Below are 22614 nucleotides of genomic sequence, written 5' to 3'. Positions count from 1 at the left end.
GGTGAAATCCCTTACAATTTGCTAACACTGTTTGTGGGGAAGCATCAATGAGCGTTATGTGTTTGGCTTGCCAACGCATTAATCCAGGCCTTGCCGGTGTTGCGCCGCATTCGCACTTGGGACATCAAGGATTTACCAACCCAACGCAGAAGGGCCGGGAGGAAAGCCGCGAAGACCACTTCCGCTGCCTGAATTGCGGCGCGAAATGGCTGCGCGAGACCGACAAGTGGGGCGTGGACCTGGGCTTCAAGCTCGCGCCCTGACCGGATCCGCCGGCAACTCGTACGACACGGGCCCCTTTATGGGGCCCGTTGCTTTTGGTTGCATACGCGGCATTCCCCGCACGATGGCGCTTGAGTCTCAGGCGGGAGCGTCGGCCGCCATGACATCAGGATCCAGGCTGGCGGTTTCCAGCAGCCATTGGCGGAAACACCCCAGGGCGTAGTGGTCGCGCCGCTGTGCGGGCGCGCAGAGGTGGTAGCCGCGGTCGATACGGATGGCCAGTTCCGGGAAGGGGGCGGCGACGCGGCCAGCCTGCAGTTCGTCTCGGACCAGGCAGCGTTGCAACACAGCGATGCCCATGTCGGCCATGACCGCACGGATCAGGATCGATACCTGATCGAACCCGTTCGACAACGTGACGCTGGCGCGAGGCACGCCGGCCGCGGCGAACCATTGGGCCCAGTTTTCCCGGCCATTGGTGTGATACAGCAGGGGCTCGCCCAACAAGCCCTGCGGCGTGCTCCACAGGCCCTTGGCCTGGCGTGCCGCCAGACGCCCGGGGTGGCAGATCACGACCATTTCGCGGCCGATGACGTAGTCCGCGTGCCAGCCCGGCCACTGGTCGGGCGTGCCCGACAGGATGCTCGCATCCGGCGTGGCGCCGGAGAAGTCTTCGTTGCGGCGGTAGGCCGAGAAACCGAGCTGGATGTCCGGGTGGCGCTGGTGGAAGTCCGGCAGACGCGGCACGAGCCACGCGCTGGCCAGCGTGGGCACCGAGGATAGGGTCAGGCGAAGCCGGCGGTCGTCAGCGCGCAATTCCGTGCTGAGCGCTTCGATCGCATGCAGGGGCGCCTGTGCGCCGTCGTACAGCTTGCGGCCGGTCTCGGTCAGCGTCAGGCCGTGAGCGTTGCGGTGCATGAGCGGCTGGCCGAAGTGCGCCTCCAGGCGCGAGATGGCGCGGCTGATGGCGCCCTGGGTCACGCACAGCACCTCTGCAGCCTGGGTGAAGCTGCCCAGCCGGGCCGCGGTCACGAAGGCATGCAGCTCGGACATCGAGGGCGAATGCAGGCGCATCTAGCATGACCTTTGGTAATGAAGGAGTGCAATATAGTCGTTTGAAAGGGGATCGTAAAGTTTGGACACTGGCGGCCTTCAGCACGACAACCCAGGAGTCGCCTCATGTCCCGCCGTCTTTTTGGCCGGTCCGCGCGCTTTGCGCTCGCCGGCATGTTTGCCACGTTGTCCTTTGCCGGCATGTCGCATGCCGCCGACTATCCCGCGCGTCCGATCAAGCTGGTGGTGCCGTTTGCCGCGGGCGGGTCGACCGACATCGTGGCGCGGCTTGTGGCCGAGTACGCGGGCCACGACCTGAAGCAGACCATCGTCGTTGAGAACAAGGCGGGCGCCGGCGGATCGCTGGGCATGGAACAGGTGGCCCGGTCCACGCCGGACGGCTACACGATCGGCATGGCGACCATGAGCACGCACGGGTCGAATCCGGCGGTGTTCCGCAAGATGAACTACGACCCGGTCAAGGATTTCGTGCCGGTGGCCAACGTGCTGGCCGTGCCCAGCATCTTCGCGATCAACCCCAATGTCCCGGCCAAGAACATGGCCGAATTCGTCGCGCTGGCCAAGGGCGCGCCCGAGCGCTACAGCTTCGCGTCGCCGGGCGTGGGTTCGCTGGGGCACGTGAACATCGAGAATTTCATGATGCTGTCCGGCATCAAGCTGCTGCACGTGCCGTACCGGGGTGCGGGGCCGGCGTTGAACGATGTGATGGGCGGGCAGGTGGACGCGATCACGGACAACCTGTCGTCGACGCTGCCGCAGGTGCTGGGCGGCAAGCTGCGTCCGCTGGCAGTGCTGGGCGCCGAGCGCTCGCCGCTGCTGCCCGACGTGCCCACCTACATCGAGCTGGGCTATCCCGACATGGGCACCGGCGGCTGGTTCGGCCTGGTCGCGCCGGCCGGCACGCCGCAGGCCGTGGTGGAGCGTCTGAACAAGGCCGTCCGCGCCGCGATGGAAGATCCGGAATTCCGCAAGAAGGCCGAAGACGTGGGTGGTACGCTGATGCCCACGACGCCGCAAGAATTCCAGGTGCAGATCGACCAGGCCCTGGCCCGCTATGCAAAAGTGGCCAAGACCGCCAACATCCAGGCTGATTGAACGATGACGACCGCCGACTTCCCCGCTGTTTCCGTGCATGAACCCACCGGGCCCGCGTTGCCGCTGGTCTGTGATTCGCCGCATAGCGGCGAGCGCTATCCCGATGACTTCGGCGCCTCGGCCACGCTGGCGCAATTGCGCCAGGGCGAGGACACGCACGTGGACGCGTTGTGGTCGGCGGCGCCCGCGCTGGGCGCGACGCTGGTCGCGGCCAATTTTCCGCGCGTCTACATCGACCCGAACCGCACCTTGCAGGATCTGGATCCGGAGCTGCTGGCCGAGCCCTGGCCCGAGCCGCTGGACCCCGGCGAAAAGACGCGCCTGGGCAAGGGTCTGATCTGGCGCCGCATGGACAAGGCCACGCCGATCTACGACCGCAAGCTGACGCTGGCGCAGGTGCGGCATCGCATCCAGGCGTACTACGAGCCTTATCACGCGGCCTTGGCCACGGCGATCCGGCACGTCCACGAGCGCTTCGGCGCGGTATGGCACCTGAATCTGCATTCGATGCCGAACGACGCCTATGAGCGGCTGGGACGCCAGAGCGAACATCCGCTTGCCGACTTCGTGCTGGGCGACCGCGACGGCACGACGTGCGAGCCGGAGTTCATTGCGCTGATCGAGACGGCGCTGCGCGACAAGGGCTACACGGTGGCGCGCAACGACCCGTACAAGGGCGTGCAGCTGATCGCGCAGATTGGCCAGCCCGCGCTGAACCGCCACAGCCTGCAGGTTGAGATCCGCCGTCCGCTCTACATGGACGAAGCCACGCGTGAACGCAACGCGGGTTTTGATGCGTTGCGCGCGGATCTGTCGCATGTGCTGGAACAGGTGGCGGCCTATGTGCGCGTGCGCGCGCAAGCGGTCACGTCGACAAAATAGAGTCGTTTGAATAACCGGCGCGCAGGGCGGAACCCCGCGCCGGTCCCGGCTTAAGTTTTCTTGGGGCAAGCCGTTGTGAACGTGTCGGCGCGCCCGCTCGATCGCGCCCAAGGAAACCGCAATGTCCGAGAAGATCATCGATGGATTTTCAGTGGTCGCCTATGCGACCCAGCCCGAGGGGCGCATCCCCGCACGCGCGTTTCTGGAGACGCGGCGCCTGCCCGTGAAGGCCGCCGGAGCGCCTGCGCCTGCCGATGGCGCCGAGCCCGTCGCCGAAGCTGCTGCGCCCGAGCCGGAAAGCCAGGCCTTCGAGATATTCCTTTCGCGGCGCTTTCGCAGCACGATCGAAGCCATGTCGGCGGCGCGCAATGCGCTGGACCGCGTGAAGTCCGTGGATGCGGACGGCGTGCCGGATCCGTTGCCCGAGTAGGCTGCCGTCAGGCGGGTCAGGTCAGGGTGCTGCGCATGAGGATGTCGATCAGCGCGCGGGTGGGTTTGCCCGGCGCCGGGGCCGAGATCACGATGAATTCCACCGGCGGCAGCGCGGGCAGGTTGGCCGCGCCCGCGGGCGCCGACAGGCCGGCGGTGGACAGGTGCGAGGGTTGGACGGTGATGCCCAATCCCGCGCGCGCGGCCGCCTGGCAGCCTGCGTAGCTGGTGCTGGTGCAGACGATCTGCCAGCTGCGTCCGGCGCGCGCCAGCGCGTCCAGCGTCAGCGTGCGTGTGACGCTGGGTTCGCGCAGCAGGATCAGCGGAAGCGGTTCGTCGGGCACGATCCGCAAGCCTTCCTTGGCGCGCCACAGCAGCGCCTCTTTGTGCAGCGTCTGGCCGCGGCGGTCGCCACGCCGGCGCTTGCCGATCATCACATCCAGGCGGTTGTCGTCCAGCAGCTTGTAGAGCTCGCTGGTGACGCCGATGGTCAGGTCCAGCTCCACTTCGGGATGCGCAAGCCGGAACGCCGCCAGGACGTCGGGCAGGGGACCCATCGCCAGATCGTCCGAGGTGCCGAGCCGTATCCGGCCGCGCAGCCGCGGCGCATCGAACAGGCGTTCGGCTTTTTCGTGGGCGGCCAGGATGATTTCGGCATGCACGAGCAGGCTGCGGCCATCGCTGGTCAGGGCGAGCGAATGCGTGTCGCGCTGGAACAGCCGGCGATTCACGGCCGATTCGAGTTGCCGGATGTGTTCGCTGACGGTGGGCTGGGTCAGGCCCAGCCGGCGCGCGGCCTCGGTGAAGCTTGGCGCGCCGGCGGCGGCTGCGAAGGTCTTGAGCCACAGGGGATTGAGCATGGGCGCGGTCTGGTCATAGGAAATGCCGATGACAGTTAAAGTACCCAGTGGCCTTCACGATGGCAAGGGGCGCGCCTATAGTGGGCGCATTTTCTTCGACACGTCCCTGCCATGCGCCGCTTTCTGCCCGACCAATTCACGCTCATCCTGATCGCCACCGTGGCGTTCGCCAGCTTTTTCCCGGCGGTGGGCAAGGGCGCGACGTTCATGATGGTGGCCAGCAACGTGGCGATTTCGCTGCTGTTCTTCCTGCATGGGGCGCGGTTGTCCACGGACGCCATCGTGTCCGGCGTGAAGGACGTGCGCTTGCACGGGCTGATCCTGGCCTGCACCTTCCTGCTGTTTCCCGCCTTGGGGCTGGGCCTGCGCGCCCTGTTTCCCGGACTGCTGACGCCGTCGCTGTGGCTGGGCGTGCTGTTCGTCTGCACGCTGTCTTCCACCGTGCAGTCCTCGATTGCCTTTACCTCGATGGCGCGGGGCAACGTGCCGGGTGCAATCTGCGCGGCGACGGCCTCCAACCTGTTGGGCACCGTGCTGACGCCGCTGCTGGTGGCCGTTTTGCTGCATCGCCAGGGCGGCGGGCATGGTCTGGCCGACGCCGGCCGCATCCTGTTGCAGCTGTTGCTGCCGTTCGCGGTGGGCAGCCTGCTGCGGCCGTGGATCGGGGCGTGGGCGCTGCGCAACAGCCGCACGCTGTCCAAGGTCGACCGCAGCTCGATCCTGCTGGCCGTCTACACCGCGTTCAGCGAAGCCGTCGCGCAAGGCATCTGGCACGCGTTTCCGGCCATCGACCTGGCCACGATGGTGCTGGTGAACGCCTTGCTGCTGGGATCGGTGCTGGTGATCACGACGTGGGGCAGCCGCAAGCTGGGGATGACCAAGGAGAACGAGATTACGCTGGTCTTTTGCGGATCGAAGAAGTCGCTGGCGTCGGGCATTCCGCTTGCGACGGTGCTGTTTGGCACGTCGCAGATGGGCGTGGTGGTGTTGCCTCTGATGATCTTTCATCAGATGCAGCTGATGGTTTGCGCGGTATTGGCGCGGCGCTATGCCGAGCGCGAGGAACCGGCGGCGGCGGTGCCGGCCCGGGCGTAAGGCCCCCGGCCCCCGCGCGGCGGGCCGCCTGGCGATGGGATCAGTCGGCTGCGTCCAGCGGCTGGATCTTGCCGGCGGGCTGCCAGAAGACGCTGCCGTCGCGCTCGGTGACGGCCAGCGTGGTCAGGCGTCCGTTCTTGCAGGGCCCGCCCACGCAAACGCCCGTGTCGGGCTGGTAGGTGGCGCCGTGGCGGGCGCACATGATGAGGTCGCCCGCGCGGGTGAAGAAGCTGCCTTCCCAATCGAGCTCCACGCCGATGTGGGCGCAGCGGTTCAGGTAGCCGTGCACCTGATCCTGGTAGCGCACGAAGAAGGCGGTGGTGCGGCCCGCGCCATCGGTCACGGGCACCTTCACGCCCAGGCCGCCGTTGACCAGGTCGCCGGCGGCGCAGACGAGCACTTCGGGAAGGGTGGGGGAATCCTGCATGGGAGGCCTGGCTATCAAAGGGTGCGATGTTCGGACAGGGGGCGCGGCTTGTCAATCCGCGGGCGCGGACCGTGCGCTTTCCTGCTGGCGGGTCCACATGCCGGCGTAGATGCTGCCCTGGGCGAGCAGTTGCGGATGACGGCCGCGCTCGACGATGCGGCCGTCTGCCAGCACGATGATCTCGTCCGCGTCGGCCACCGTGGACAGGCGGTGCGCGATGATCAGCGTACTGCGGCCCTGGCTGACCTCGCGCAGGTTGGCCTGGATCTCGCGTTCGGTATGGGTGTCCAGGGCGCTGGTGGCCTCGTCGAACAGGAATATGGCCGGATTCTTGAGGATGGTGCGGGCAATCGCGACGCGTTGCTTTTCGCCGCCCGACAGCTTCAGGCCGCGCTCGCCCACCAGGGTATCGTAGCCGTCCGGCATGGTCAGGATGAGGTCGTGGATGTGCGCCAGGCGCGCGGCGGCCTCGATTTCCGCGTCCGTGGCGCCGGGCCGCCCGTAGCCGATGTTGTAGCGGATGGTGTCGTTGAACAGCACGGTGTCCTGCGGCACGACGCCGATCGCCGCGCGCACGCTGGCCTGCGTGACGTCGCGCACGTCCTGGCCGTCGATCAGGATGGCGCCGCTGTCCGCGTCATAGAAGCGGAACAGCAGGCGCGCGATCGTGGACTTGCCGGCGCCCGAGGTGCCGACCACGGCCACCGTTTTGCCAGCGGGAATGGAAAAGCTGACGCCCTTCAGGATGGCGCGGCGCGGGTCATAGCCGAAATGCACGTCGCGGAATTCGACGGCGCCGCCCGAGACCTGCAGCGGCGTGGCGCCCGGGCGGTCGGCCACTTCGCGGTCCTGGCCCAGCAGCTCGAACATGCGCTCCATGTCGATCAGCGCCTGCTTGATTTCGCGGTAGATGAACCCGAAGAAGCTGAGCGGCGTGTAGAGCTGCAACAGATAGGTGTTGACCAGCACGAAGTCCCCCAGCGTATAGCGGCCCTCGGCGATGCCGTTGGCCGCCATCCACATCACCAGAGTCAGCCCCACGGAAATGATGGCGGCCTGGCCCACGTTCAGGATCGACAGGCTGACCTGGCTGCGAACGGCGGCGCGTTCGTAGCGGGTGAGCGAAGCGTCGTAGCGCCGGGCCTCGTGTTCTTCGTTGCCGAAATACTTGACCGTTTCGTAGTTCAGCAGGCTTTCGATGGCCTTGGTGTTGGCCTCGGAGTCGGTTTCGTTCATCTGGCGCCGGAACTTGGTGCGCCATTCGGTCACAGCCAGGGTGTAGGCCATGTAGAGGACGACCGTGGCGCCGGTGGCCAGCGCCAGCCAGCCATCGAACATCTTCCACAGCACGACGCAGACGAGGCTGATTTCGAAGAACGTGGGCAGGATGTTGAACAGCAGGAACGACAGCAGCGTCTGGATGCCCTTGGTGCCGCGTTCGATGGCGCGGTTCAGCCCGCCGGTCTGGCGCGCCAGGTGAAAGCGCAGCGCCAGGCTGTGCAGGTGACGGAAGATCTGCAGGCCGACGGAACGGATCGCATGCTGGCCGACCCGCGCGAAGATCGCGTCGCGCAGTTCGGAGAACAGCAGCGACAGGACGCGCGCGGTGCCGTAGGCCAGGATGAGCCCAAGCGGCACGGTCACCGTGCCGGGCGCGCCCTTGCCCAGCTCGTCCACCGCCTGCTTGTACAGCAGGGGCACGTAGACGGTCGCGGCCTTGGCGGCGAACAGGCACAGCAGTGCCGCCACCACGCGCAGCTTCAGGCCGGTCTTGCCGGGCGGCCACAGGTAGGGAAAGAGGGTGCGAAGCGTGGCAAGACCGCCGCCCTTGCCGGGCCGCGTTTCAGGAGGATTCATGGGTCGGGATGCCGTGGTTGAGGCGGGCTCCACCAGGGGAGTTAAGCCGTTTGCAGGGCATTATGGAGCACCAGCGGTACTATTTGAGGCTTAACCCCTGGGCACGGGTGCACCTTGACCAGGGGCGTCAAGGCGGTATCGCGACACGGGCGCAGCGCGTCGGGCCCGTTTCTTTCTCTTCCAACCGGGGGGCCGGCCGGCTGCTCCCCTGGTTACGCGACCGGGCGCGTTTTCGCCGCGCCGCGGTGGCGTTGCATGCTATGGAGGGTCTTATGGCGAAGGTACCCGCAGTGAAATTGAACGACGGAGGCAAGATTCCGCAGTTGGGCCTGGGCGTGTGGCAGGTGCCTGACGATCAGGCCGCCTCCAGCGTGAAGGAAGCGCTGGCGGCAGGTTACCGGTCGGTGGATACGGCAGCCATCTATGGCAACGAGGCGGGCGTGGGTGCGGGCTTGCGGTCGGCCGGCGTGGCGCGCAAGGACCTGTTCATCACGACCAAGCTGTGGAACGACAGGCATGGCTACGACGACGCGCACAAGGCGATGGACGAAAGTCTGGAGAAGCTGGGCCTGGCGTACGTGGACCTGTACCTGATTCACTGGCCGGTGGCCGGCAGCGAGAAGTTCCTGGACGCCTGGCGGGCTATGATCGAGATGAAGGAAGATGGCCGCGCGCGATCGATCGGCGTGTCGAACTTCACGCAAGCGAATCTGGAACGCCTGATCGACGCGTCGGGCGTCACGCCCGCCGTCAACCAGATCGAGCTGCATCCCGGATTCACGCAGGCCGCGCTGCGGGCCTTCCATGCCCGGCATGGCATCGTGACCGAATCCTGGAGCCCGCTTGCGCAGGGCAACATCACGAAGGAAAAGGTGATCCTGGATCTGGCGCAAAAGCACGGCAAGTCGCCGGCCCAGGTGACGCTGCGCTGGCATCTGCAGCACGACCTGGTCGTGATTCCGAAGTCCATCACGCCGGCGCGTATCCGCGAAAATATCGACGTGTTCGACTTCGAACTGTCGCCGGAGGACATGGCGGCCATCGACGGCATCAAGGAAGGCCCGCGGCTGGGGCCGGACCCAGAGAAGTTCGCGTAACGAGCGGCGCGGGCACGGCGGGCGCGGCGAGCGGGGCCGCGCGGCCGTCCTGGACCGCCCGATTGCGCCGGCAAGCGGCCGGCTAGTGATCGAGCGGGAAAACCCAGTAGCGCAGGATCACCACGAGCAGAATGGTGAGGGCAGTCCATGACGCCCAGTGCCACGCGCCGGTGCCCAGTAGGGCGGCCAGCAGGCCGAAGATGCTGAGGGCGCCCAGCAGGATCGGCATGCCCCACACGAACAGGAAGCCGCGGCCGCCTTTGCCTTTGAACTGGCTCATGCGGGCGTCCTTTGCGGGGCGGCGGCTGCCTGGTGTTTCTTGATGAGGTCGTTGATGCGCGCCTCGGTGGCGCGGCGGCGGGCCAGCCACAGGTACAGGCCGCTGACCAGCACCACGATGGTGACCAGGTCGAGCAGCGCCCAGATGATCTTGAGCGGCAGGCCGCCGTAATCGCCGAAATGCAGCGGCCGCGAGACTTCAAGCGCGGTCAGGTACCACGGCATCCGCGCGACCATCGTCAGTTCGCCGGTCCGGCCGTCGATCAGAACGGGCGTATTCAGCTTGGACGTCAGCGGCGTGTCGCCGCGCATCCAGGCGATGAAGTGTTGCGGGCTGCCGAAGGCGTTGCCGGGGAATGAAATGAACGAAACCTCGTTGCCGGGCATGGCCTTGCGCGCGGTGTCTGCCGCCAGTTGCGCCGATGCCAGCTGCGTCGGGATGGGCTGGCCCTTGTAGGGTTCCAGGACGCGCGGCAGTTCGGTGGACTGCCATAGCCGGAAGAGCGGCGTGGACAGTTCGTTGACGACGCCGGTGACACCCACCACGAACGCCCAGACCAGTGTGACGATGCCCAGCAGGTTGTGCAGGTCCAGCCACTTCAGGCGTGTCGAGCGCGTAGCGCGCACGGTGCCGAATTCCAGTTTCTTCATGAAGGGGCCGTACAGCACGACGCCCGACACGATGGCCACGCAGAACAAGAGGCCCATGAAGCCCAGGAACAGCTCGCCCGCCAGCCCCGCGAAAAGGTCCACATGCAGCGCCAGCATGACGCCCATGAACGAAAACTTGTCTTCGGTGTAGAGCGGGCCGTCGAGCAGCACGTCGCCCGTGCGCGCGTCCATGCGGATGGCATGGCCCGAAGCCTGCCCGTCGCCCGGCGTCTTGGCCATGCCGACGAAGACCTGCGGTTCGTCGGGGTCGAAGAACAGGTAGTCGACGACCTCGTTCGGGTACATCTCGCGGGCGCTCGCCACAAGCTTGTCGAGGTTGGCGGGCGGCGTGCCGGCAGGCACCTCCGATAGCGGCTTGGCATCGTCCAGCCAGTGCTCGATCTCGTGATGGAACACGAGCGGCAGGCCGGTGAGACAGATGATCAGCAAGAAGATCGTGCAGACCAGGCTGGTCCATTTATGGACCAGATACCAGGTTTTGATGGTGGACGCGGCGGTCATGGCGACGGCGGGGGAGCGGCCAGGCGCTACCCCCTCAAGAACGGAACGGGAAAGGAGGAAACATTATCACGAACAAGAGCGATTCTCGTAACGCTATTTGACCCTTTCGGCGTCCGGGCTGGCCGTGGGGACAGAGCAAAGCGGGTTAAAAAGAAGGGTCAGATTTTTCCTTGCGGCATACCCGAATCATCATGGAGCAGCGTTTTCTCAAGGTCCCGCGCAATGAAGCCGGCCGCGATTTTGCGGTGGGCGACGTGCACGGCCATTTTTCGCGTCTGCAACAGGCGCTGGATGAACTGGGGTTCGACCCCGCCTTCGATCGGCTTTTTTCCGTGGGCGACCTGGTCGACCGCGGGCCCGAGAACGAAGCCGCGCTGGACTGGCTGGCAAAGCCGTGGTTTTACGCGGTGCAAGGCAATCACGAGGACTACGCGATTCGCCACGTGCGCACCGGGCAAGTGGACGTGCAGAACTGGCGCGGTTACGGGGGTGGCTGGTTTCTGGATTTGCCTGCCGAGCGGCAAGCGGTGTTTGCCGAGGCCTTCACCCGGCTGCCCATTGCCATCGAGGTCGAAACGTCGTCGGGCGCGGTCGGACTTCTGCATGCCGATTGCCCGGTGCTGTTCTGGCCCAGGCTGGAGTCCGCGTTGCAGGACCGCTACAAACGCACCAGCGCGGCGTGCCAGTGGTCGCGCGACCGCCTGCGCCAGATGGACCGCACCGGCATCCTGGGCGTCAGGGCGGTGGTGGCGGGGCATACCCCGGTGGCATCGCCGCTTGCGCTGGGCAATGTGTATCACATCGACACCGAAGGCTGGAATGGCGGCTACTTCACCTTTCTGAATCTGGAATCCCTGCAGGCGTGGCCGCGCGAAGTCGTGACCGAGGCCGCGGCCGCCGAGTAGCGGGGGCGGGTCCCAAAAGAAAAACGGGCGCCGAGGCGCCCGTTTTGCGTGATGCGCGGCGCTTACAGCGGCCGGGCGGTCACCGTGCCGGGGCTGGTGACGGCGCTGGCGCTTACGCCGGCCGAGTCGGTCGGCGCAACCGCGGCAGGCAGGGCCGGCGGCTGCACGCCGCCCGCGGCGGGCATGGCCTGCGCCTGCGGGCCGGGCGCGGCGTCCGCGCGCGGTACCGGGATCGGCATCAGCGGCGGTTGGATCGGACTGTCTTGCGGGGCCGCGGCGCCGCCCGGAGGCAGCGGCTTGACCGAGGTGTCGACGCCATCCGTCGAGCGATTGTTGTTCAGGAAATCGGTGAGCGCGTCGCCGGAAGACAGGTCCAGCGAGGCCACGGCCTGGCCGGGCGGGAATTCGGAGAAGTAGTACTCGCCGTTGTCCACCAGCAGGCCATCGGGACGGGGCGCCGGCTTGGCCTGCGGAACGTCCTTGAGCACGGGCTGCATGTAGTCCAGCCAGGTGGACAGCGCCAGGCCGCTGCCGAACTCGTTGGTGCCCAGCGACTTGGGCTGGTCAAAGCCCATCCACACGGTGGTGGCCAGGGTCTGCGTGAAGCCCGAGAACCAGACGTCGACGGCGTCGTTGGTGGTGCCGGTCTTGCCGCCGATGTCGTTGCGCTTGAGCACCTGGTGCGCGCGGGCGGCGGTGCCGTTGACGGTGACGTCGCGCAGGATGTCGTCCATGACCCAGGCGGTGCGCGGGTCGATGGCGCGCGCCTGCGCATCGCCGGCCACGACGGGTTGGGCCTTCATCAGCACGTTGCCGGAGCGGTCCGTGACGTGGTCGATGAGGTAGGGCGTCACGCGATAGCCGCCATTGGCGAACACGCTGTAGCCATTGACGACCTGCAGCGGCGTGGCGCCGCCCGCGCCCAGGGCAAGCGGCAGCACGGCCGGCCAGCGCGACTTGTCGAAGCCGAAGCGCGTCAGGTAGTCCTGGGCATATTGCGGGGAGATCGCCTGCAGGATGCGGATCGACACCATGTTCTTGGACCGCATGAGGCCCTGGCGCAGGGTTAGCATGGGTTCGTACTTGTTGCCGTCGTTCTTGGGCTGCCAGGCCTTCGAGCCCGTCTGCTCGGCCGTCAGCATGAAGGGCTGGTCGGAAATCTGCGTGGCGGGCGTCAGGCCCCGTTCCAGCGCGGCCGCGTAGACGAACGGCTTGATGTTCGAACCGGGCTGGCGCCAGGCCTGCGTCACGCGGTTGAAGTGGCCGCGATTGAAGTCAAAGCCGCCGATCATGGCGCGGATGGCGCCATCCTGCGGCACCATCGACACCAGCGCGGCCTGCAGCGCCGGCATGTTGATGATTTCCCAGTTGTCGCCGTTCTTGTGGATGTAGACGACGGAACCGCGGCGGATGCGCTGGGTGTCGCTGGCCTTGGGGTTGAGCGCGCGGGCGACAACCGCCAGGGCCTTCTTGTCCGAGATCGTGATGATGTCGCGTCCGCTGCGCGCCACGGTGACTTCGGTGGGGCTGGCGGCCAGCACGACGGCGGCGAGCAGGTCTTCGCTGTCGGGCGACTTTTCCTGCACGCCATCCAGGACCTCGTCGAGCGCCTGCGGATCCTTTTCCACGCCGTCGGGCAGGTCGACCTGGTCTTCAGGACCCGGATAGACGGCACGCCGCGTGTAATCGATGATGCCGTCGCGCACGGCGCGGTAGGCGGCTTCCTGGGCCTTGGAATCGATCGTGGTGTAGACGTCGATGCCCTGCGAGTACGTGTTTTCCTGGAAGACGCCGTACATCAGTTGCCGGGCCAGCTCGGCCGGATAGTCGCCATGCACCGCGAAGCCGCGCGCGCTGCTGCCGTCCGAGCCGCGGATCGTGAGGCGCTGGTTCAGGGCCTCTTCGGTCTGCTCCGGCGTCAGGTAGCCCAGCGTCTTCATGCGGCCCAGCACGTAATGCTGGCGGATTTCCGCGCGCGGGAAGTTGGTGATGGGGTTAAAGCGCGAGGGCGCCTTGGGAATGCCGGCCAGCATCGCGGCTTCGGCCGGGGTGACCTCCGACAGCGGCTTGCCGAAGTACGTGCGCGAGGCGGCCGCGAAACCATAGGCGCGATGGCCCAGGTAGATCTGGTTCATGTAGAGCTCGAGGATCTGGTCCTTGGTGAGCTCGGATTCGATCTTGAACGTCAGCAGCAATTCATAGAACTTGCGCGAGTAGGTCTTCTCCGACGACAGATAAAAGTTGCGCGCAACCTGCATCGTGATCGTGCTGCCGCCCTGGGACTTGGAGCCCTTGACGATGTTGGTCAGCACGGCGCGCGCAACGCCCATCCAGTCGACGCCGCCGTGGCTGTAGAAACGGTCGTCCTCGGCCGCCAGCACGGCTTGGCGCATTACCGGGGGGATCTCGTCGAAACGCAGCACGTTGCGGTGCTCTTCGCCGTATTCGCCGATCAAGACCTTGTCCGCGGTATAGACGCGCAGCGGCACGCGCGGCCGGTAGTCGGTCATTGCGTGCAGGTCGGGCAGGCTGGGCCACGCCAGGGCCAGCGCGAGGCCGAGCAGGATGGCGCCGCACACGGCTGCGCCGGCGGCTGCGATGCCCGCTTTGACCAGGAGAGGTTTCCAGGGGAGGCCCGATTTGCCGCCCGGGTTGGCGGAGGATTGCTGGGGGGTGCTCATTGCAGGCGATTCTAGGTCAGAACGCTATAGACCGCCCAGGGCGCAATAAGGTTTCGGTAACGAAATCTGCCCGCCCAGGAGGAATTCAGCTTTATGTCAGGGGTTTCCGGCGCCGGGGACGGATTGCAGGTAGCGCTGCGGCGGCGCGCCCAGCGCGCGGCGGAACATGGCCGAGAACGCGCTGGCGCTACGGTAGCCAAGGTCCGCGGCGATCCGCGCGACGGGCTCGCCCAGCGACAGGCGGCACACGGCGTCGGCCAGGCGCACCTGCTGCACCCATTGGCGGTAGTTCAGCCCCAGTTCGCTTTGAAACAATCGGATCAATGTGCGGCCGCTGGCGCCGATCTCGCTGCCCCAGCCGTCGATGCCGCGCTGCAGCCCGGGCTGGTCCAGGATGGCCGCGCAAATGGCTTGCAGGCGCCGGTCGCGCGGCCAGGGGATCTGAATCGGCACGACACGGGCCGCGGCCAGTTCGGCCAGGATCAATCCGGCGATCTGTTCGATCCGTCCCCCGAGCGGGTAGTCGATGGGCTCGGCTGTCAGCGCCAGGATCAATTCGCGCAACAGGCCGCTTACCTCGATCACCTGGCACTGGGGCCAGTAGCCCGCGGCCGCTTCGGCCTGGATGTAGAGCGAACGCATGGAGACCGCGCCCACCATGTCCACGCCGTGCGGCACGCCGGCCGGCACCCAGAGCGCGCGCAGCGGCGGCAGGGCCCAGAAGCCGCTGGGCGTGGTGACGCGCATCACGCCTTCGATGGCGTAGATGAGCTGCGCGCGGGGGTGCGAATGCGAGCCGGTCTGCGCGCCCGCGGGAAATTCCTTGGCCATTGCCGTCACGACGCGCGGGCGATGCTGGTAGTCCTGGGCATTGATGCTGCGCGCGGGATCGGGGGCGGGGCGCACGACCATGGTGTCACTTCCGGCAAGAGGATGAGGGCACGCCCAAAAGCGCAGTGCGCCTATTTTGTCACTTTGGCGACGAAAATTGGCAGATCGCGCGGACGCCGGATTTCTACACTTGAGGCCTGGTTCCGGCGTCTGGCCGGCTGTCCTTTCCTCTGGCTTTCCCTCCACTTCTTGCGCGCCCCATGAACTCCGCCCAGAATCCCGCCGCCGGCCTGGCTGCCACTCCGCCCGCGGCACCGGCCGCCTCGTCCGATCCCTCCACCGCCTTCAAGGTGTTGGGCACCATCAGCGTGGCGCATCTGATGAACGACATGATCCAGTCGATCCTGCTCGCCATCTATCCGATGCTCAAGGATTCGTTCAGCCTGACGTTCACGCAGATCGGCCTGATCACGCTGGTCTACCAGCTTGCCGCGTCGTTGCTGCAGCCCTTCATCGGCTTGTACACCGACCGGCATCCCAAACCGTACTCGCTGCCGGTGGGCATGGGGTTCACGCTGGTGGGCCTGTTGCTGTTGTCGATGGCGCCGTCCTTCGGCTGGCTGCTGGTGGCGGCGGTGCTGGTGGGCACCGGCTCGTCGGTGTTTCACCCCGAGTCGTCGCGGGTGGCGCGCATGGCGTCGGGGGGGCGGCACGGGCTGGCGCAGTCGCTGTTCCAGGTGGGCGGCAATGTGGGATCGGCGCTGGGACCGCTTCTGGCGGCGCTGGTCATCATTCCGCACGGACAGGGCAGCGTGGCGTGGTTCTCGGTGGCGGCACTGTTCGGCATCGGGGTGCTGATCTGGATCGGCCGCTGGTACAGCGCGAACCGCGTGCTGCTCAAGCCGCGCGCGCGGCGCGAGGGCGCGGACAATGGGCTCACGCGCCATCAGGTGATGGGCGCGTTGGCCGTGCTGGGCGTGCTGGTGTTCTCGAAGTACTTCTATCTGGCCAGCCTGAACAGCTACTTCACCTTCTACCTGATCGACAAGTTCGCGCTGTCGGTGCGCGAAGCGCAGCTGTATCTCTTTCTGTTCCTGGCCGCCGTGGCGGTGGGCACCGTGGTGGGCGGACCGGTCGGCGACCGCATCGGCCGCAAGATCGTGATCTGGGTGTCGATCCTGGGCGTGGCGCCGTTCACGCTGATGCTGCCGCACGCGAACCTGTTCTGGACGGGCGTGCTGGTGGTCATCATCGGCGTGGTGCTGGCCTCGGCGTTCTCGGCGATCGTGGTCTATGCCCAGGAACTGGTGCCGGGCAAGGTGGGGATGATCGCGGGGCTGTTCTTCGGCTTTGCGTTCGGCATGGGCGGCCTGGGCGCGGCGGTGCTGGGCCGGCTGGCTGACGCCACCAGCATTGGCCATGTCTATCAGCTATGCGCCTATCTGCCGCTGCTGGGCGTCGTGGCCATCCTGTTGCCAAAGATGCGGCGCGTGTAGGGGCGCCCGCGAGGATCGCAAGGATGCCGGCGCCAAATGTGCGCGCCACGCCCGCGGGGCGTGGTCGCGGCGCTTATGGCTGGGCCGTCGACGCACGGAACTTTACGGATATTTGCGTAAGTTAACTGTCAATTACTGCAAAGGGAACGTCACGGCGCGGGCGCCTTGGCGTATTCTTTCGTCGCAGGCCGTGCGATCGTCTTGGCGCGGGCGGTAAAGGTTCTGAACGAACAGGCGCGCGTTGCCCGATGGGCAAACGCGCAGTGGGTCATTTTGTCGTTCTGGTAACAAAAAGCATCAAAAATGCTGACGTGTAACGCGTTATCTATTGCGAACCCAGTGCAACTGCAATTCCCAACGGCGGGGCAGGCCCAGAAGGCCTGAGCCGGAACAACCATGACGACTAGCTTGTTTTTCCTGATGTGGGGACTCGCCACGGCGCTGGCGTTGCCGCTGCTGCTGCCATTTCATGGCCGCGGCGTCGAAGGCGTGCCCGCGTTCATGGCGGCCAATGCGCTGGCCGTGCTGTCGATGCTGGCCTACGCGTGCGCCGAGATGATGCCGCCCGCGGCCTATGTGATGGTGTCCAACGCGGCCTGGGCTGTGTCCGCCGCGCTGGTGTACATCGGCGTGCGACAGTTCTTCGGCTTGCATCCGCACATCCTGCGCACGACCGTGTTGTGCTCGCTGTGCACGTTTGGCTTTGCACTGCTGCTGTATCGCAACGACAGCCTGCTGTCGCGAATGATGCTGTATTCCGGCTACACCTGCGTGCTGATGGCGGCAACGGGCTGGGTCATCTTCCGGCAGCGGCGGCGCATCCAGACCAAAGGCGTCGTGCTCTACCTGCTGCTGGCCTTCTTCGGGCTGGTGGGATTGCACGCGCTGCGCGTGTATGTCTACGGCGCGGGCGTGGAAGCGCCGGTGTCGTTGTTGCAGCCGTCGGCGTGGGGCCTGTTCTTTATCGTGTGCGGCTCCGTCACGGTGCCGGGGCTGTTTCTGGCGCTGCTTTTCATGATTCAGTCCAGCCAGGCGGAAAAGATGCAGGCCGCGCTGACGTTCGACAGCCTGACGCAGGCCTACTCGCGGCGCAGCATCCTGGACGAGCTGGAACGCGAGCTTCAACGTTGCGAGCGCAGCGGCGGGAAGCTGGCGGTGCTGGTGCTGGACATCGACCATTTCAAATCCATCAACGACCGCTATGGGCACGCGGGCGGCGACACTGCGCTGCGGCACTTCGCGCGCGTGGTGCAGAACGCGGTCCGGTCGAGCGACCGCTTCGGACGCATGGGCGGCGAGGAATTCGTGCTGCTGATGTACGACTGTGATCCGGCGAGCGCGCTGGTGCAAGCGCAGCGCGTTTGCGACGCCTTGCGCGACATGCCGCTTTACCTGCAGGGGTTGGAAGTGCAGATGACCACGAGCGGGGGGCTGGCGTCCTATCAGCCCGGCGATAGCGCCGACGTGATCCTGGCGCGGGCCGACGTGGCGTTGTATCGGGCCAAGGAACAGGGGCGCGACCGGGTGGAAATGGCCTGGAGCGGCCGGGGGATGGTTCGGGCAGGCGGCGGCCAGCCGGCCGCCGCCACGAATGCCCTGGAGGCCGAAGCCGCGGGCACTACGGCTTGAGGTGTTCCGTCAAGAACTTCTCCATGGCCTCGTAGAACTCGAACTTGTTCTCGTCGTTGTGAAAGCCGTGGCCTTCGTTGTCCTTGACCATGTATTCCACATCGACGCCGCGAGCCTTGAGCGCCGACACCATCTGATCGCTCTCGTCCTTGTTCACGCGCGGATCCTTGGCGCCTTGCGCCACGAATAGCGGCGTGCGGATCTTGTCCGCATGCAGCGCCGGCGACGTGGCGGTCAGGCGGTCGCGGTCCCGCACCGGGTCGCCCACCATGTCCTGCATCTTGTCCAGCATCGGCTTCCAGTAGGGCGGAATCGACTTCATGAACGTAAAGAGGTTGGACACGCCCACGTAGTCGACCGCCGCGGCGTACAGGTCCGGCGTGAAGGCCACGCCGGCCAGCGTGGCGTAGCCGCCGTAGCTGGCGCCATAGATGCCGATGCGCTTGGGATCGGCGATGCCTTGCTTGACCAGCCATTCGACGCCATCGGTGATGTCGTCCTGCATCGCCAGGCCCCATTGTCCGAAGCCCGCTTCCCAGAAGTCGCGGCCGTAGCCGGTGGAGCCGCGGAAGTTCATCTGCAGGACGCAGAATCCGCGGTTGGCCAGGAATTGCACTTCGGGGTTGTAGCCCCAGCCGTCGCGGGCCCAGGGGCCGCCGTGCGGGTTGACCACGCAAGCCAGGTTCTTGGGCGTGCGGCCCGCAGGCAGCGTCAGGTAGCCGTGGATGGTGCGGCCGTCGCGGCTTTGGTAGCTGATGGGCTGCACCCGCGACATGTCGGCCTCGGGGATCGCCGGATTCAGGTCCGCCAGCTTGGTCAGCGTGCCGGCCACCGCGTCATAGATGTAGCGCGAACCGGGCGTGCGGTCGTTGTAGGCGGCGACGATGAACTTGTTTTCGTCGCGGTTGCCGCCCTGCAGGACGACGTCGTAGCCGGGCAGGCGCTCGGCGAGGGTCTTGTACAGCGCTTCGGTTTCGGCGTCGAAGAATTTGTATTGCGGCTTGTCGGTCTGGTAGGACGCGACGGTCAGCACGCGGCGCTTGCGCGAGAATGCCGCGCCGTCCAGGTCGACCGCATCGGGCGTGAAGATGACGTCTTCAACGTCCGGCGTGGCCGGGTCAATGACGACGAGCGAAAGCTTGTCGCGGCCGCGGTTGCTGAGCGCGTAGAACTTCTTGTCGTCGAACGTGAAGAACGCGGGGCTGACGCTGGTGCGGTAATCGGTGGTGATGAGGGGGCGGAAGTCGGAGGCTTCGTCGTCGCGGTAGAGCAGGGTGGTGTTCAGCCCGTCGCTGGCGACGGCGGCGCGCACCTTGCCGGCGTGGTCGGTCTGCCAGCCGACAATGTTGCCCGGGTTCTGCGCCACCAGCACGGCCGCGCCGGTGTGGACGTTGATGCGGTAGACGTCGAAGACTTCGGGGTCGCGCTGGTTGTGACTGATCAGCACGTGGTCGGGATCGTCTTCCAGGTCGTCTTCGATGCCGGCGCGCACGCCCTCGTAGGGCGTCAGGTCGGTGATCGTGCCGGTCTTGGCATTGACGGCCAGGACGTGGAAGTTCTCGTCACCGCCAAAATCCTTCTGGTACAGCACCACGTCCGCGCCTTTCCAGAAGTAGGCGCTGATGTCGCGCGCGGTCTCGCGCGTCAGTTGGCGCGGCTCGCCGACGAGCTCGCTGCCTTGCAGGGGCTGCACATAGATGTTCATGCGGGCCGGATTGCCGTCCACGCTGGTCGGCTGCATGAACGAGAGCGTCTGGCCGTCGTCCGAGAGCCGGAAAAAGCCGCGATCCGGGTTGCGGAAGAAATCTTTCAGGGGATAGGCGCGAGGAGGCGGCTGCGTGGCGCAGGCACCCAATGAGGCGCCGACAATGCCGGCCGCCAGGACGGTGCGCAGGAATGAGAACAAGGGAAACCTCCGTGATGTCGATCCGCGTTGCAATGGCCGGTCGATAATGCCATAGCCGCGCAAGGGGTGTCGAACCGGCCCCACTTATGCCGCCAGGCGGTTTGCGGGATAATCGCGGCAATTCTTCTGGAGATTTACATGTACAGGAATCTGGTCGCGGCCTCGGCGCTGGCCCTGGGGCTGGCCGGCTGCTCGCTCGGCATTTCGCCGGACAGCGCGTCGCCGCACAGCGAATTCAAGGCGCCGGTGGCGTTCAAGGACGCCTACGATGCGGTCATCCGCCAGTCCAACGCCTGCCTGCGCAGCACCGACAACGCCTACCGTGTCGTGTCCGACCTGAACGAAAGCGCGCAAACCGGTGTGGTGCGCGTGCTGGCGCCGTACTCTGATCGCGAAATGTCGCGCGTGGACCTGAAGTCGCTGGGCCCGAAGTCCACGGACGTGCGCGTCGTGATGTGGGGCAAGGGCACGTGGGATGCCGCCGCGATGCGCGCCATGCAGGACGCGGTGTACTACGGGCTGGTGTCGTGCAGCACGTACATGCCGCTGGATCCGCGTCCGCCCGTCAAGCCGTCGCGCGACCTGCCCAGGTAGGACAGGCTGCCCGGCTAGGTCAGTCGCCGCCCGGACGGCGGCGGATGATCTTGAAGGTGGCGGTGGCGCGCGCCACCAGTTCGCCGTCAGTGCGGCGGATATCGCCCTCGCAGAAGGCGATGGAAGCGCCGCGGCGCAGGCACCGCGCCTCGATGACCAGATCGCCGGTGGCGGGCGACAGGAACGTGGTGTTCATGTCGATGGTGGCCATGCCTTCGGTGGCGTCGGCGGAGCCGCGGGCGGCGGCGCTCAGGGTGAAGTCCAGCACGCTCATCAGCGTGCCGCCGTGCACATCGCCGCGGCTGTTGGTCAAGTCTTCGCGCCACGGCAGCGTCGTGCGGGCGTAAGCGGGCGCGATGCTTTCCGGCACCAGGCCGATGAAACTCATGAAAGGAATGGTCAGGCCGAAGTAGTCGGTGTTGGCGCGGGCGGGTGCAGTCATGGATCCGTCGGGGGCAAGAAGGGATAGCGAATTGTCGCCGGTCATAATATATGTTTTTGCCACGGGATTGAGGCCATGACGGGGCAGGCGCCCGCGCAGTCCGCGCGCAAGATCGTGCATGTGGATATGGATGCTTTCTATGCATCCGTGGAGCAGCGCGACAACCCCGACCTGCGTGGCAAGCCGGTGGTCGTGGCCTGGACGGGCCCGCGCTCGGTCGTGTGCGCGGCCTCGTACGAGGCGCGGCGCTACGGCATCCATTCCGCGATGTCGGCCATCAAGGCCGAACGCCTTTGCCCGCACGCGATCTACGTGCCGCCCGATTTCAACCGCTACCGCGACGTGTCGCGCCAGGTGCGGCAGATCTTCGCCCGCCATACCGACCTGATCGAACCCTTGTCGCTGGACGAAGCCTACCTGGACGTCACGGTCAACAAATGCGGGCTGCCATCGGCCACCGAGGTGGCGCAGGTGATCCGCCAGCAGATCCGCGAGGAAACCGGCCTGACCGCGTCGGCGGGCGTGGCGCCAAACAAGTTCCTGGCCAAGATCGCGTCTGACTGGAACAAGCCCGATGGGCTGTTCGTGGTGCGGCCCAACAAGGTGCTGGCGTTTCTGGAGGCCTTGCCGGTGCGCAAGGTGCCGGGCGTGGGCAAGGTCACGCAGGCGCGGCTGGAGCAGCTTGGAATCCAGACGGTGGGCGACCTGGCGACGCACAGCGCGCAGGAACTTGAGCACTATTTCGGCCGCTACGGCCGGCGCCTGTATGAACTGGCGCGCGGCATCGACGAACGCGAGGTGCAGACGGACCAGCCGCTGCAACAGGTGTCCGCGGAAACCACGTTTTCCAACGATGTCCGGCTGGACGCCGTGGGAGACGCGCTGGACCGCATGGCGGAAAAAGTGTGGGATCAGGCGCTGAAGAAGGGCGCCTTGGGACGCACGGTGGTGCTCAAGCTGAAGACCGACCGCTTCCGGATCCTGACGCGCAGCCAGACCTGCGCGCAGCCGCCCGCATCCGCCCTGGAACTGGCCGCGTTGGCTCGGCTGCTATGCGAACGGGTCGACCTGCCGCCGGACACGCTGTACCGGCTGGCGGGGGTGGGGATGAGCAACTTCGCAGACCCGGCGGAGCAGTCGCGCCAGCCGGATCTGTTTGGGGGGGCGTTTTAGCTTGCGAGGCGGGCTTTCACTTGCTGCGACAGCGCCGTCATGTCGGCGCGGCCGGCCAGGTTCTGCTTGAGGATCGCCATTACCTTGCCCATCGCGGGCGCGCCCGTCACGCCTTGCGCGGCTACTTCCGCCAGCGCGGCGTCGATGGCGGCAGCCACTTCCTCGGGCGTCGCGGCCTGGGGCAGGAATTCCTGCAGCACGGCGAGTTCGCCCTTTTCCTGCTCGGCGGTTTCCGTGCGGCCAGCCTGCTCGAAGGCGGCGATGGACTCGCGGCGCTGCTTGACCTGCTTTTCGATGATGGCGGTGATTTCGGCGTCGGACAGATCGCGGCGTTCGTCCACTTCCTTCTGCTTGACGGCAGCCAGCAGGAATCGCAGCGTGGTCAGGCGCTCGGTGGCCTTGGCGCGCATCGCGCCCTTGACGGCGTCAGACAGGCGGGTCTTGAGCGTAGCAGTGCTCATCGGTAA

22 protein-coding genes are annotated in these 22614 nt (G+C 66.4%); 11 read left to right on the top strand and 11 right to left on the bottom strand.

Features of this window, described 5'->3' with window-relative positions:
• The first annotated feature begins 47 nt into the window (after positions 1-47).
• Complete coding sequence (locus FBY20_RS01430) at positions 48-263, top strand: hypothetical protein (RefSeq protein ID WP_006388022.1); 216 nt, start codon at positions 48-50, stop codon at positions 261-263.
• 97 nt (positions 264-360) lie between these two features.
• Here the strand turns inward: FBY20_RS01430 and FBY20_RS01425 are convergent, their stop codons facing one another.
• Positions 361-1296, bottom strand: a complete 936-nt coding sequence (locus FBY20_RS01425) for a LysR substrate-binding domain-containing protein (protein ID WP_142049573.1) — start codon at positions 1294-1296, stop codon at positions 361-363.
• Between the two features lie 105 nt (positions 1297-1401).
• Here FBY20_RS01425 and FBY20_RS01420 point away from each other — a divergent pair, with 105 nt between their 5' ends.
• From FBY20_RS01420 to FBY20_RS01410, 3 genes are all read left to right on the top strand, one after another.
• Complete coding sequence (locus FBY20_RS01420) at positions 1402-2391, top strand: tripartite tricarboxylate transporter substrate binding protein (protein ID WP_142049570.1); 990 nt, start codon at positions 1402-1404, stop codon at positions 2389-2391.
• A 3-nt stretch (positions 2392-2394) separates the two neighbouring features.
• On the top strand, positions 2395-3273 hold the full coding sequence (locus FBY20_RS01415) for an N-formylglutamate amidohydrolase (RefSeq protein WP_128827991.1): 879 nt from the start codon (positions 2395-2397) through the stop codon (positions 3271-3273).
• A 121-nt stretch (positions 3274-3394) separates the two neighbouring features.
• On the top strand, positions 3395-3703 hold the full coding sequence (locus tag FBY20_RS01410; RefSeq protein ID WP_142049567.1) for a hypothetical protein: 309 nt from the start codon (positions 3395-3397) through the stop codon (positions 3701-3703).
• Between the two features lie 16 nt (positions 3704-3719).
• Here the strand turns inward: FBY20_RS01410 and FBY20_RS01405 are convergent, their stop codons facing one another.
• A complete protein-coding gene (locus tag FBY20_RS01405; protein ID WP_056315948.1) occupies positions 3720-4562 on the bottom strand; it encodes a LysR family transcriptional regulator in 843 nt (280 codons plus the stop codon).
• A 111-nt stretch (positions 4563-4673) separates the two neighbouring features.
• Here FBY20_RS01405 and FBY20_RS01400 point away from each other — a divergent pair, with 111 nt between their 5' ends.
• A complete protein-coding gene (locus tag FBY20_RS01400) occupies positions 4674-5657 on the top strand; it encodes a bile acid:sodium symporter family protein (RefSeq protein ID WP_056315950.1) in 984 nt (327 codons plus the stop codon).
• Positions 5658-5697: 40 nt separating this feature from the next.
• On the opposite strand, the gene FBY20_RS01395 is transcribed toward FBY20_RS01400, so the two are convergent.
• Both FBY20_RS01395 and FBY20_RS01390 read right to left on the bottom strand, forming a co-directional pair.
• Positions 5698-6084: a Rieske 2Fe-2S domain-containing protein gene (locus tag FBY20_RS01395; protein WP_056315953.1), complete on the bottom strand. Its 387-nt coding sequence runs from the start codon at positions 6082-6084 to the stop codon at positions 5698-5700.
• Positions 6085-6135: 51 nt separating this feature from the next.
• Positions 6136-7941, bottom strand: coding sequence for an ABC transporter ATP-binding protein/permease (locus tag FBY20_RS01390; protein ID WP_056315956.1), 1806 nt, complete (start codon positions 7939-7941; stop codon positions 6136-6138).
• Positions 7942-8213: 272 nt separating this feature from the next.
• Between FBY20_RS01390 and FBY20_RS01385 the strand changes: the two genes are divergently transcribed.
• On the top strand, positions 8214-9038 hold the full coding sequence (locus FBY20_RS01385; protein ID WP_142049564.1) for an aldo/keto reductase: 825 nt from the start codon (positions 8214-8216) through the stop codon (positions 9036-9038).
• Positions 9039-9120: 82 nt separating this feature from the next.
• Here FBY20_RS01385 and FBY20_RS01380 read toward each other — a convergent pair whose 3' ends face one another.
• Together FBY20_RS01380 and FBY20_RS01375 are read right to left on the bottom strand one after the other, a co-directional pair.
• Complete coding sequence (locus tag FBY20_RS01380; protein WP_056315961.1) at positions 9121-9318, bottom strand: hypothetical protein; 198 nt, start codon at positions 9316-9318, stop codon at positions 9121-9123.
• Positions 9315-10490: a PepSY domain-containing protein gene (locus tag FBY20_RS01375; RefSeq protein WP_142049561.1), complete on the bottom strand. Its 1176-nt coding sequence runs from the start codon at positions 10488-10490 to the stop codon at positions 9315-9317. Before FBY20_RS01375 ends, FBY20_RS01380 begins: the two co-directional genes overlap by 4 nt.
• 191 nt (positions 10491-10681) lie before the next feature.
• Here FBY20_RS01375 and FBY20_RS01370 point away from each other — a divergent pair, with 191 nt between their 5' ends.
• On the top strand, positions 10682-11395 hold the full coding sequence (locus FBY20_RS01370) for a metallophosphoesterase (protein WP_142049558.1): 714 nt from the start codon (positions 10682-10684) through the stop codon (positions 11393-11395).
• Between the two features lie 62 nt (positions 11396-11457).
• Here the strand turns inward: FBY20_RS01370 and FBY20_RS01365 are convergent, their stop codons facing one another.
• Together FBY20_RS01365 and FBY20_RS01360 are read right to left on the bottom strand one after the other, a co-directional pair.
• A complete protein-coding gene (locus FBY20_RS01365; RefSeq protein WP_056315968.1) occupies positions 11458-14076 on the bottom strand; it encodes a penicillin-binding protein 1A in 2619 nt (872 codons plus the stop codon).
• Positions 14077-14172: 96 nt separating this feature from the next.
• The gene (locus FBY20_RS01360; RefSeq protein WP_056315971.1) at positions 14173-14988 is read right to left on the bottom strand and encodes a helix-turn-helix domain-containing protein; all 816 of its coding nucleotides are present in this window, start codon (positions 14986-14988) and stop codon (positions 14173-14175) included.
• A gap of 179 nt (positions 14989-15167) precedes the next feature.
• Between FBY20_RS01360 and FBY20_RS01355 the strand changes: the two genes are divergently transcribed.
• Both FBY20_RS01355 and FBY20_RS01350 read left to right on the top strand, forming a co-directional pair.
• Complete coding sequence (locus FBY20_RS01355; protein WP_142049555.1) at positions 15168-16403, top strand: MFS transporter; 1236 nt, start codon at positions 15168-15170, stop codon at positions 16401-16403.
• Between the two features lie 396 nt (positions 16404-16799).
• Positions 16800-18032: a GGDEF domain-containing protein gene (locus FBY20_RS01350; RefSeq protein ID WP_142049552.1), complete on the top strand. Its 1233-nt coding sequence runs from the start codon at positions 16800-16802 to the stop codon at positions 18030-18032.
• Here FBY20_RS01350 and FBY20_RS01345 read toward each other — a convergent pair.
• The gene (locus FBY20_RS01345) at positions 18022-19938 is read right to left on the bottom strand and encodes a S9 family peptidase (RefSeq protein WP_142049549.1); all 1917 of its coding nucleotides are present in this window, start codon (positions 19936-19938) and stop codon (positions 18022-18024) included. The two genes, FBY20_RS01350 and FBY20_RS01345, sit on opposite strands and share 11 nt — an antisense overlap.
• Before the next feature lie 138 nt (positions 19939-20076).
• Between FBY20_RS01345 and FBY20_RS01340 the strand changes: the two genes are divergently transcribed.
• Positions 20077-20532, top strand: coding sequence for a BPTD_2524 family lipoprotein (locus tag FBY20_RS01340; protein WP_056315981.1), 456 nt, complete (start codon positions 20077-20079; stop codon positions 20530-20532).
• A 19-nt stretch (positions 20533-20551) separates the two neighbouring features.
• Here FBY20_RS01340 and FBY20_RS01335 read toward each other — a convergent pair whose 3' ends face one another.
• Positions 20552-20974: a PaaI family thioesterase gene (locus tag FBY20_RS01335; protein WP_056318610.1), complete on the bottom strand. Its 423-nt coding sequence runs from the start codon at positions 20972-20974 to the stop codon at positions 20552-20554.
• Positions 20975-21049: 75 nt separating this feature from the next.
• Between FBY20_RS01335 and dinB the strand changes: the two genes are divergently transcribed.
• The gene (gene dinB / locus FBY20_RS01330) at positions 21050-22147 is read left to right on the top strand and encodes a DNA polymerase IV (protein ID WP_056315984.1); all 1098 of its coding nucleotides are present in this window, start codon (positions 21050-21052) and stop codon (positions 22145-22147) included.
• Here the strand turns inward: dinB and FBY20_RS01325 are convergent.
• The gene (locus tag FBY20_RS01325; protein ID WP_142049546.1) at positions 22144-22608 is read right to left on the bottom strand and encodes a GatB/YqeY domain-containing protein; all 465 of its coding nucleotides are present in this window, start codon (positions 22606-22608) and stop codon (positions 22144-22146) included. The genes dinB and FBY20_RS01325 overlap by 4 nt on opposite strands.
• Between the last annotated feature and the right edge of the window lie 6 nt (positions 22609-22614).

This window comes from Achromobacter sp. SLBN-14 (genome assembly GCF_006715415.1).
In the GTDB taxonomy this organism is placed as follows: domain Bacteria; phylum Pseudomonadota; class Gammaproteobacteria; order Burkholderiales; family Burkholderiaceae_B; genus Achromobacter; species Achromobacter mucicolens.
Note: the sequence above shows the minus strand (reverse complement) of the source record. Positions and strands in the feature narration are given on the sequence as shown.

Bases quoted from the DNA above. Each gene is read 5' to 3' on its own strand.
- FBY20_RS01430 (WP_006388022.1), top strand. From the start codon at position 48: ATGAGCGTTATGTGTTTGGCTTGCCAACGCATTAATCCAGGCCTTGCC.
- FBY20_RS01380 (WP_056315961.1), bottom strand. From the start codon at position 9,318: ATGAGCCAGTTCAAAGGCAAAGGCGGCCGCGGCTTCCTGTTCGTGTGG.
- FBY20_RS01420 (WP_142049570.1), top strand. From the start codon at position 1,402: ATGTCCCGCCGTCTTTTTGGCCGGTCCGCGCGCTTTGCGCTCGCCGGC.
- FBY20_RS01370 (WP_142049558.1), top strand. From the start codon at position 10,682: ATGGAGCAGCGTTTTCTCAAGGTCCCGCGCAATGAAGCCGGCCGCGAT.
- FBY20_RS01405 (WP_056315948.1), bottom strand. From the start codon at position 4,562: ATGCTCAATCCCCTGTGGCTCAAGACCTTCGCAGCCGCCGCCGGCGCG.
- FBY20_RS01350 (WP_142049552.1), top strand. From the start codon at position 16,800: ATGACGACTAGCTTGTTTTTCCTGATGTGGGGACTCGCCACGGCGCTG.
- FBY20_RS01375 (WP_142049561.1), bottom strand. From the start codon at position 10,490: ATGACCGCCGCGTCCACCATCAAAACCTGGTATCTGGTCCATAAATGG.
- FBY20_RS01395 (WP_056315953.1), bottom strand. From the start codon at position 6,084: ATGCAGGATTCCCCCACCCTTCCCGAAGTGCTCGTCTGCGCCGCCGGC.
- FBY20_RS01385 (WP_142049564.1), top strand. From the start codon at position 8,214: ATGGCGAAGGTACCCGCAGTGAAATTGAACGACGGAGGCAAGATTCCG.
- dinB (WP_056315984.1), top strand. From the start codon at position 21,050: ATGACGGGGCAGGCGCCCGCGCAGTCCGCGCGCAAGATCGTGCATGTG.
- FBY20_RS01360 (WP_056315971.1), bottom strand. From the start codon at position 14,988: ATGGTCGTGCGCCCCGCCCCCGATCCCGCGCGCAGCATCAATGCCCAG.
- FBY20_RS01410 (WP_142049567.1), top strand. From the start codon at position 3,395: ATGTCCGAGAAGATCATCGATGGATTTTCAGTGGTCGCCTATGCGACC.
- FBY20_RS01390 (WP_056315956.1), bottom strand. From the start codon at position 7,941: ATGAATCCTCCTGAAACGCGGCCCGGCAAGGGCGGCGGTCTTGCCACG.
- FBY20_RS01340 (WP_056315981.1), top strand. From the start codon at position 20,077: ATGTACAGGAATCTGGTCGCGGCCTCGGCGCTGGCCCTGGGGCTGGCC.
- FBY20_RS01425 (WP_142049573.1), bottom strand. From the start codon at position 1,296: ATGCGCCTGCATTCGCCCTCGATGTCCGAGCTGCATGCCTTCGTGACC.
- FBY20_RS01415 (WP_128827991.1), top strand. From the start codon at position 2,395: ATGACGACCGCCGACTTCCCCGCTGTTTCCGTGCATGAACCCACCGGG.
- FBY20_RS01355 (WP_142049555.1), top strand. From the start codon at position 15,168: ATGAACTCCGCCCAGAATCCCGCCGCCGGCCTGGCTGCCACTCCGCCC.
- FBY20_RS01325 (WP_142049546.1), bottom strand. From the start codon at position 22,608: ATGAGCACTGCTACGCTCAAGACCCGCCTGTCTGACGCCGTCAAGGGC.
- FBY20_RS01400 (WP_056315950.1), top strand. From the start codon at position 4,674: ATGCGCCGCTTTCTGCCCGACCAATTCACGCTCATCCTGATCGCCACC.
- FBY20_RS01335 (WP_056318610.1), bottom strand. From the start codon at position 20,974: ATGACTGCACCCGCCCGCGCCAACACCGACTACTTCGGCCTGACCATT.
- FBY20_RS01365 (WP_056315968.1), bottom strand. From the start codon at position 14,076: ATGAGCACCCCCCAGCAATCCTCCGCCAACCCGGGCGGCAAATCGGGC.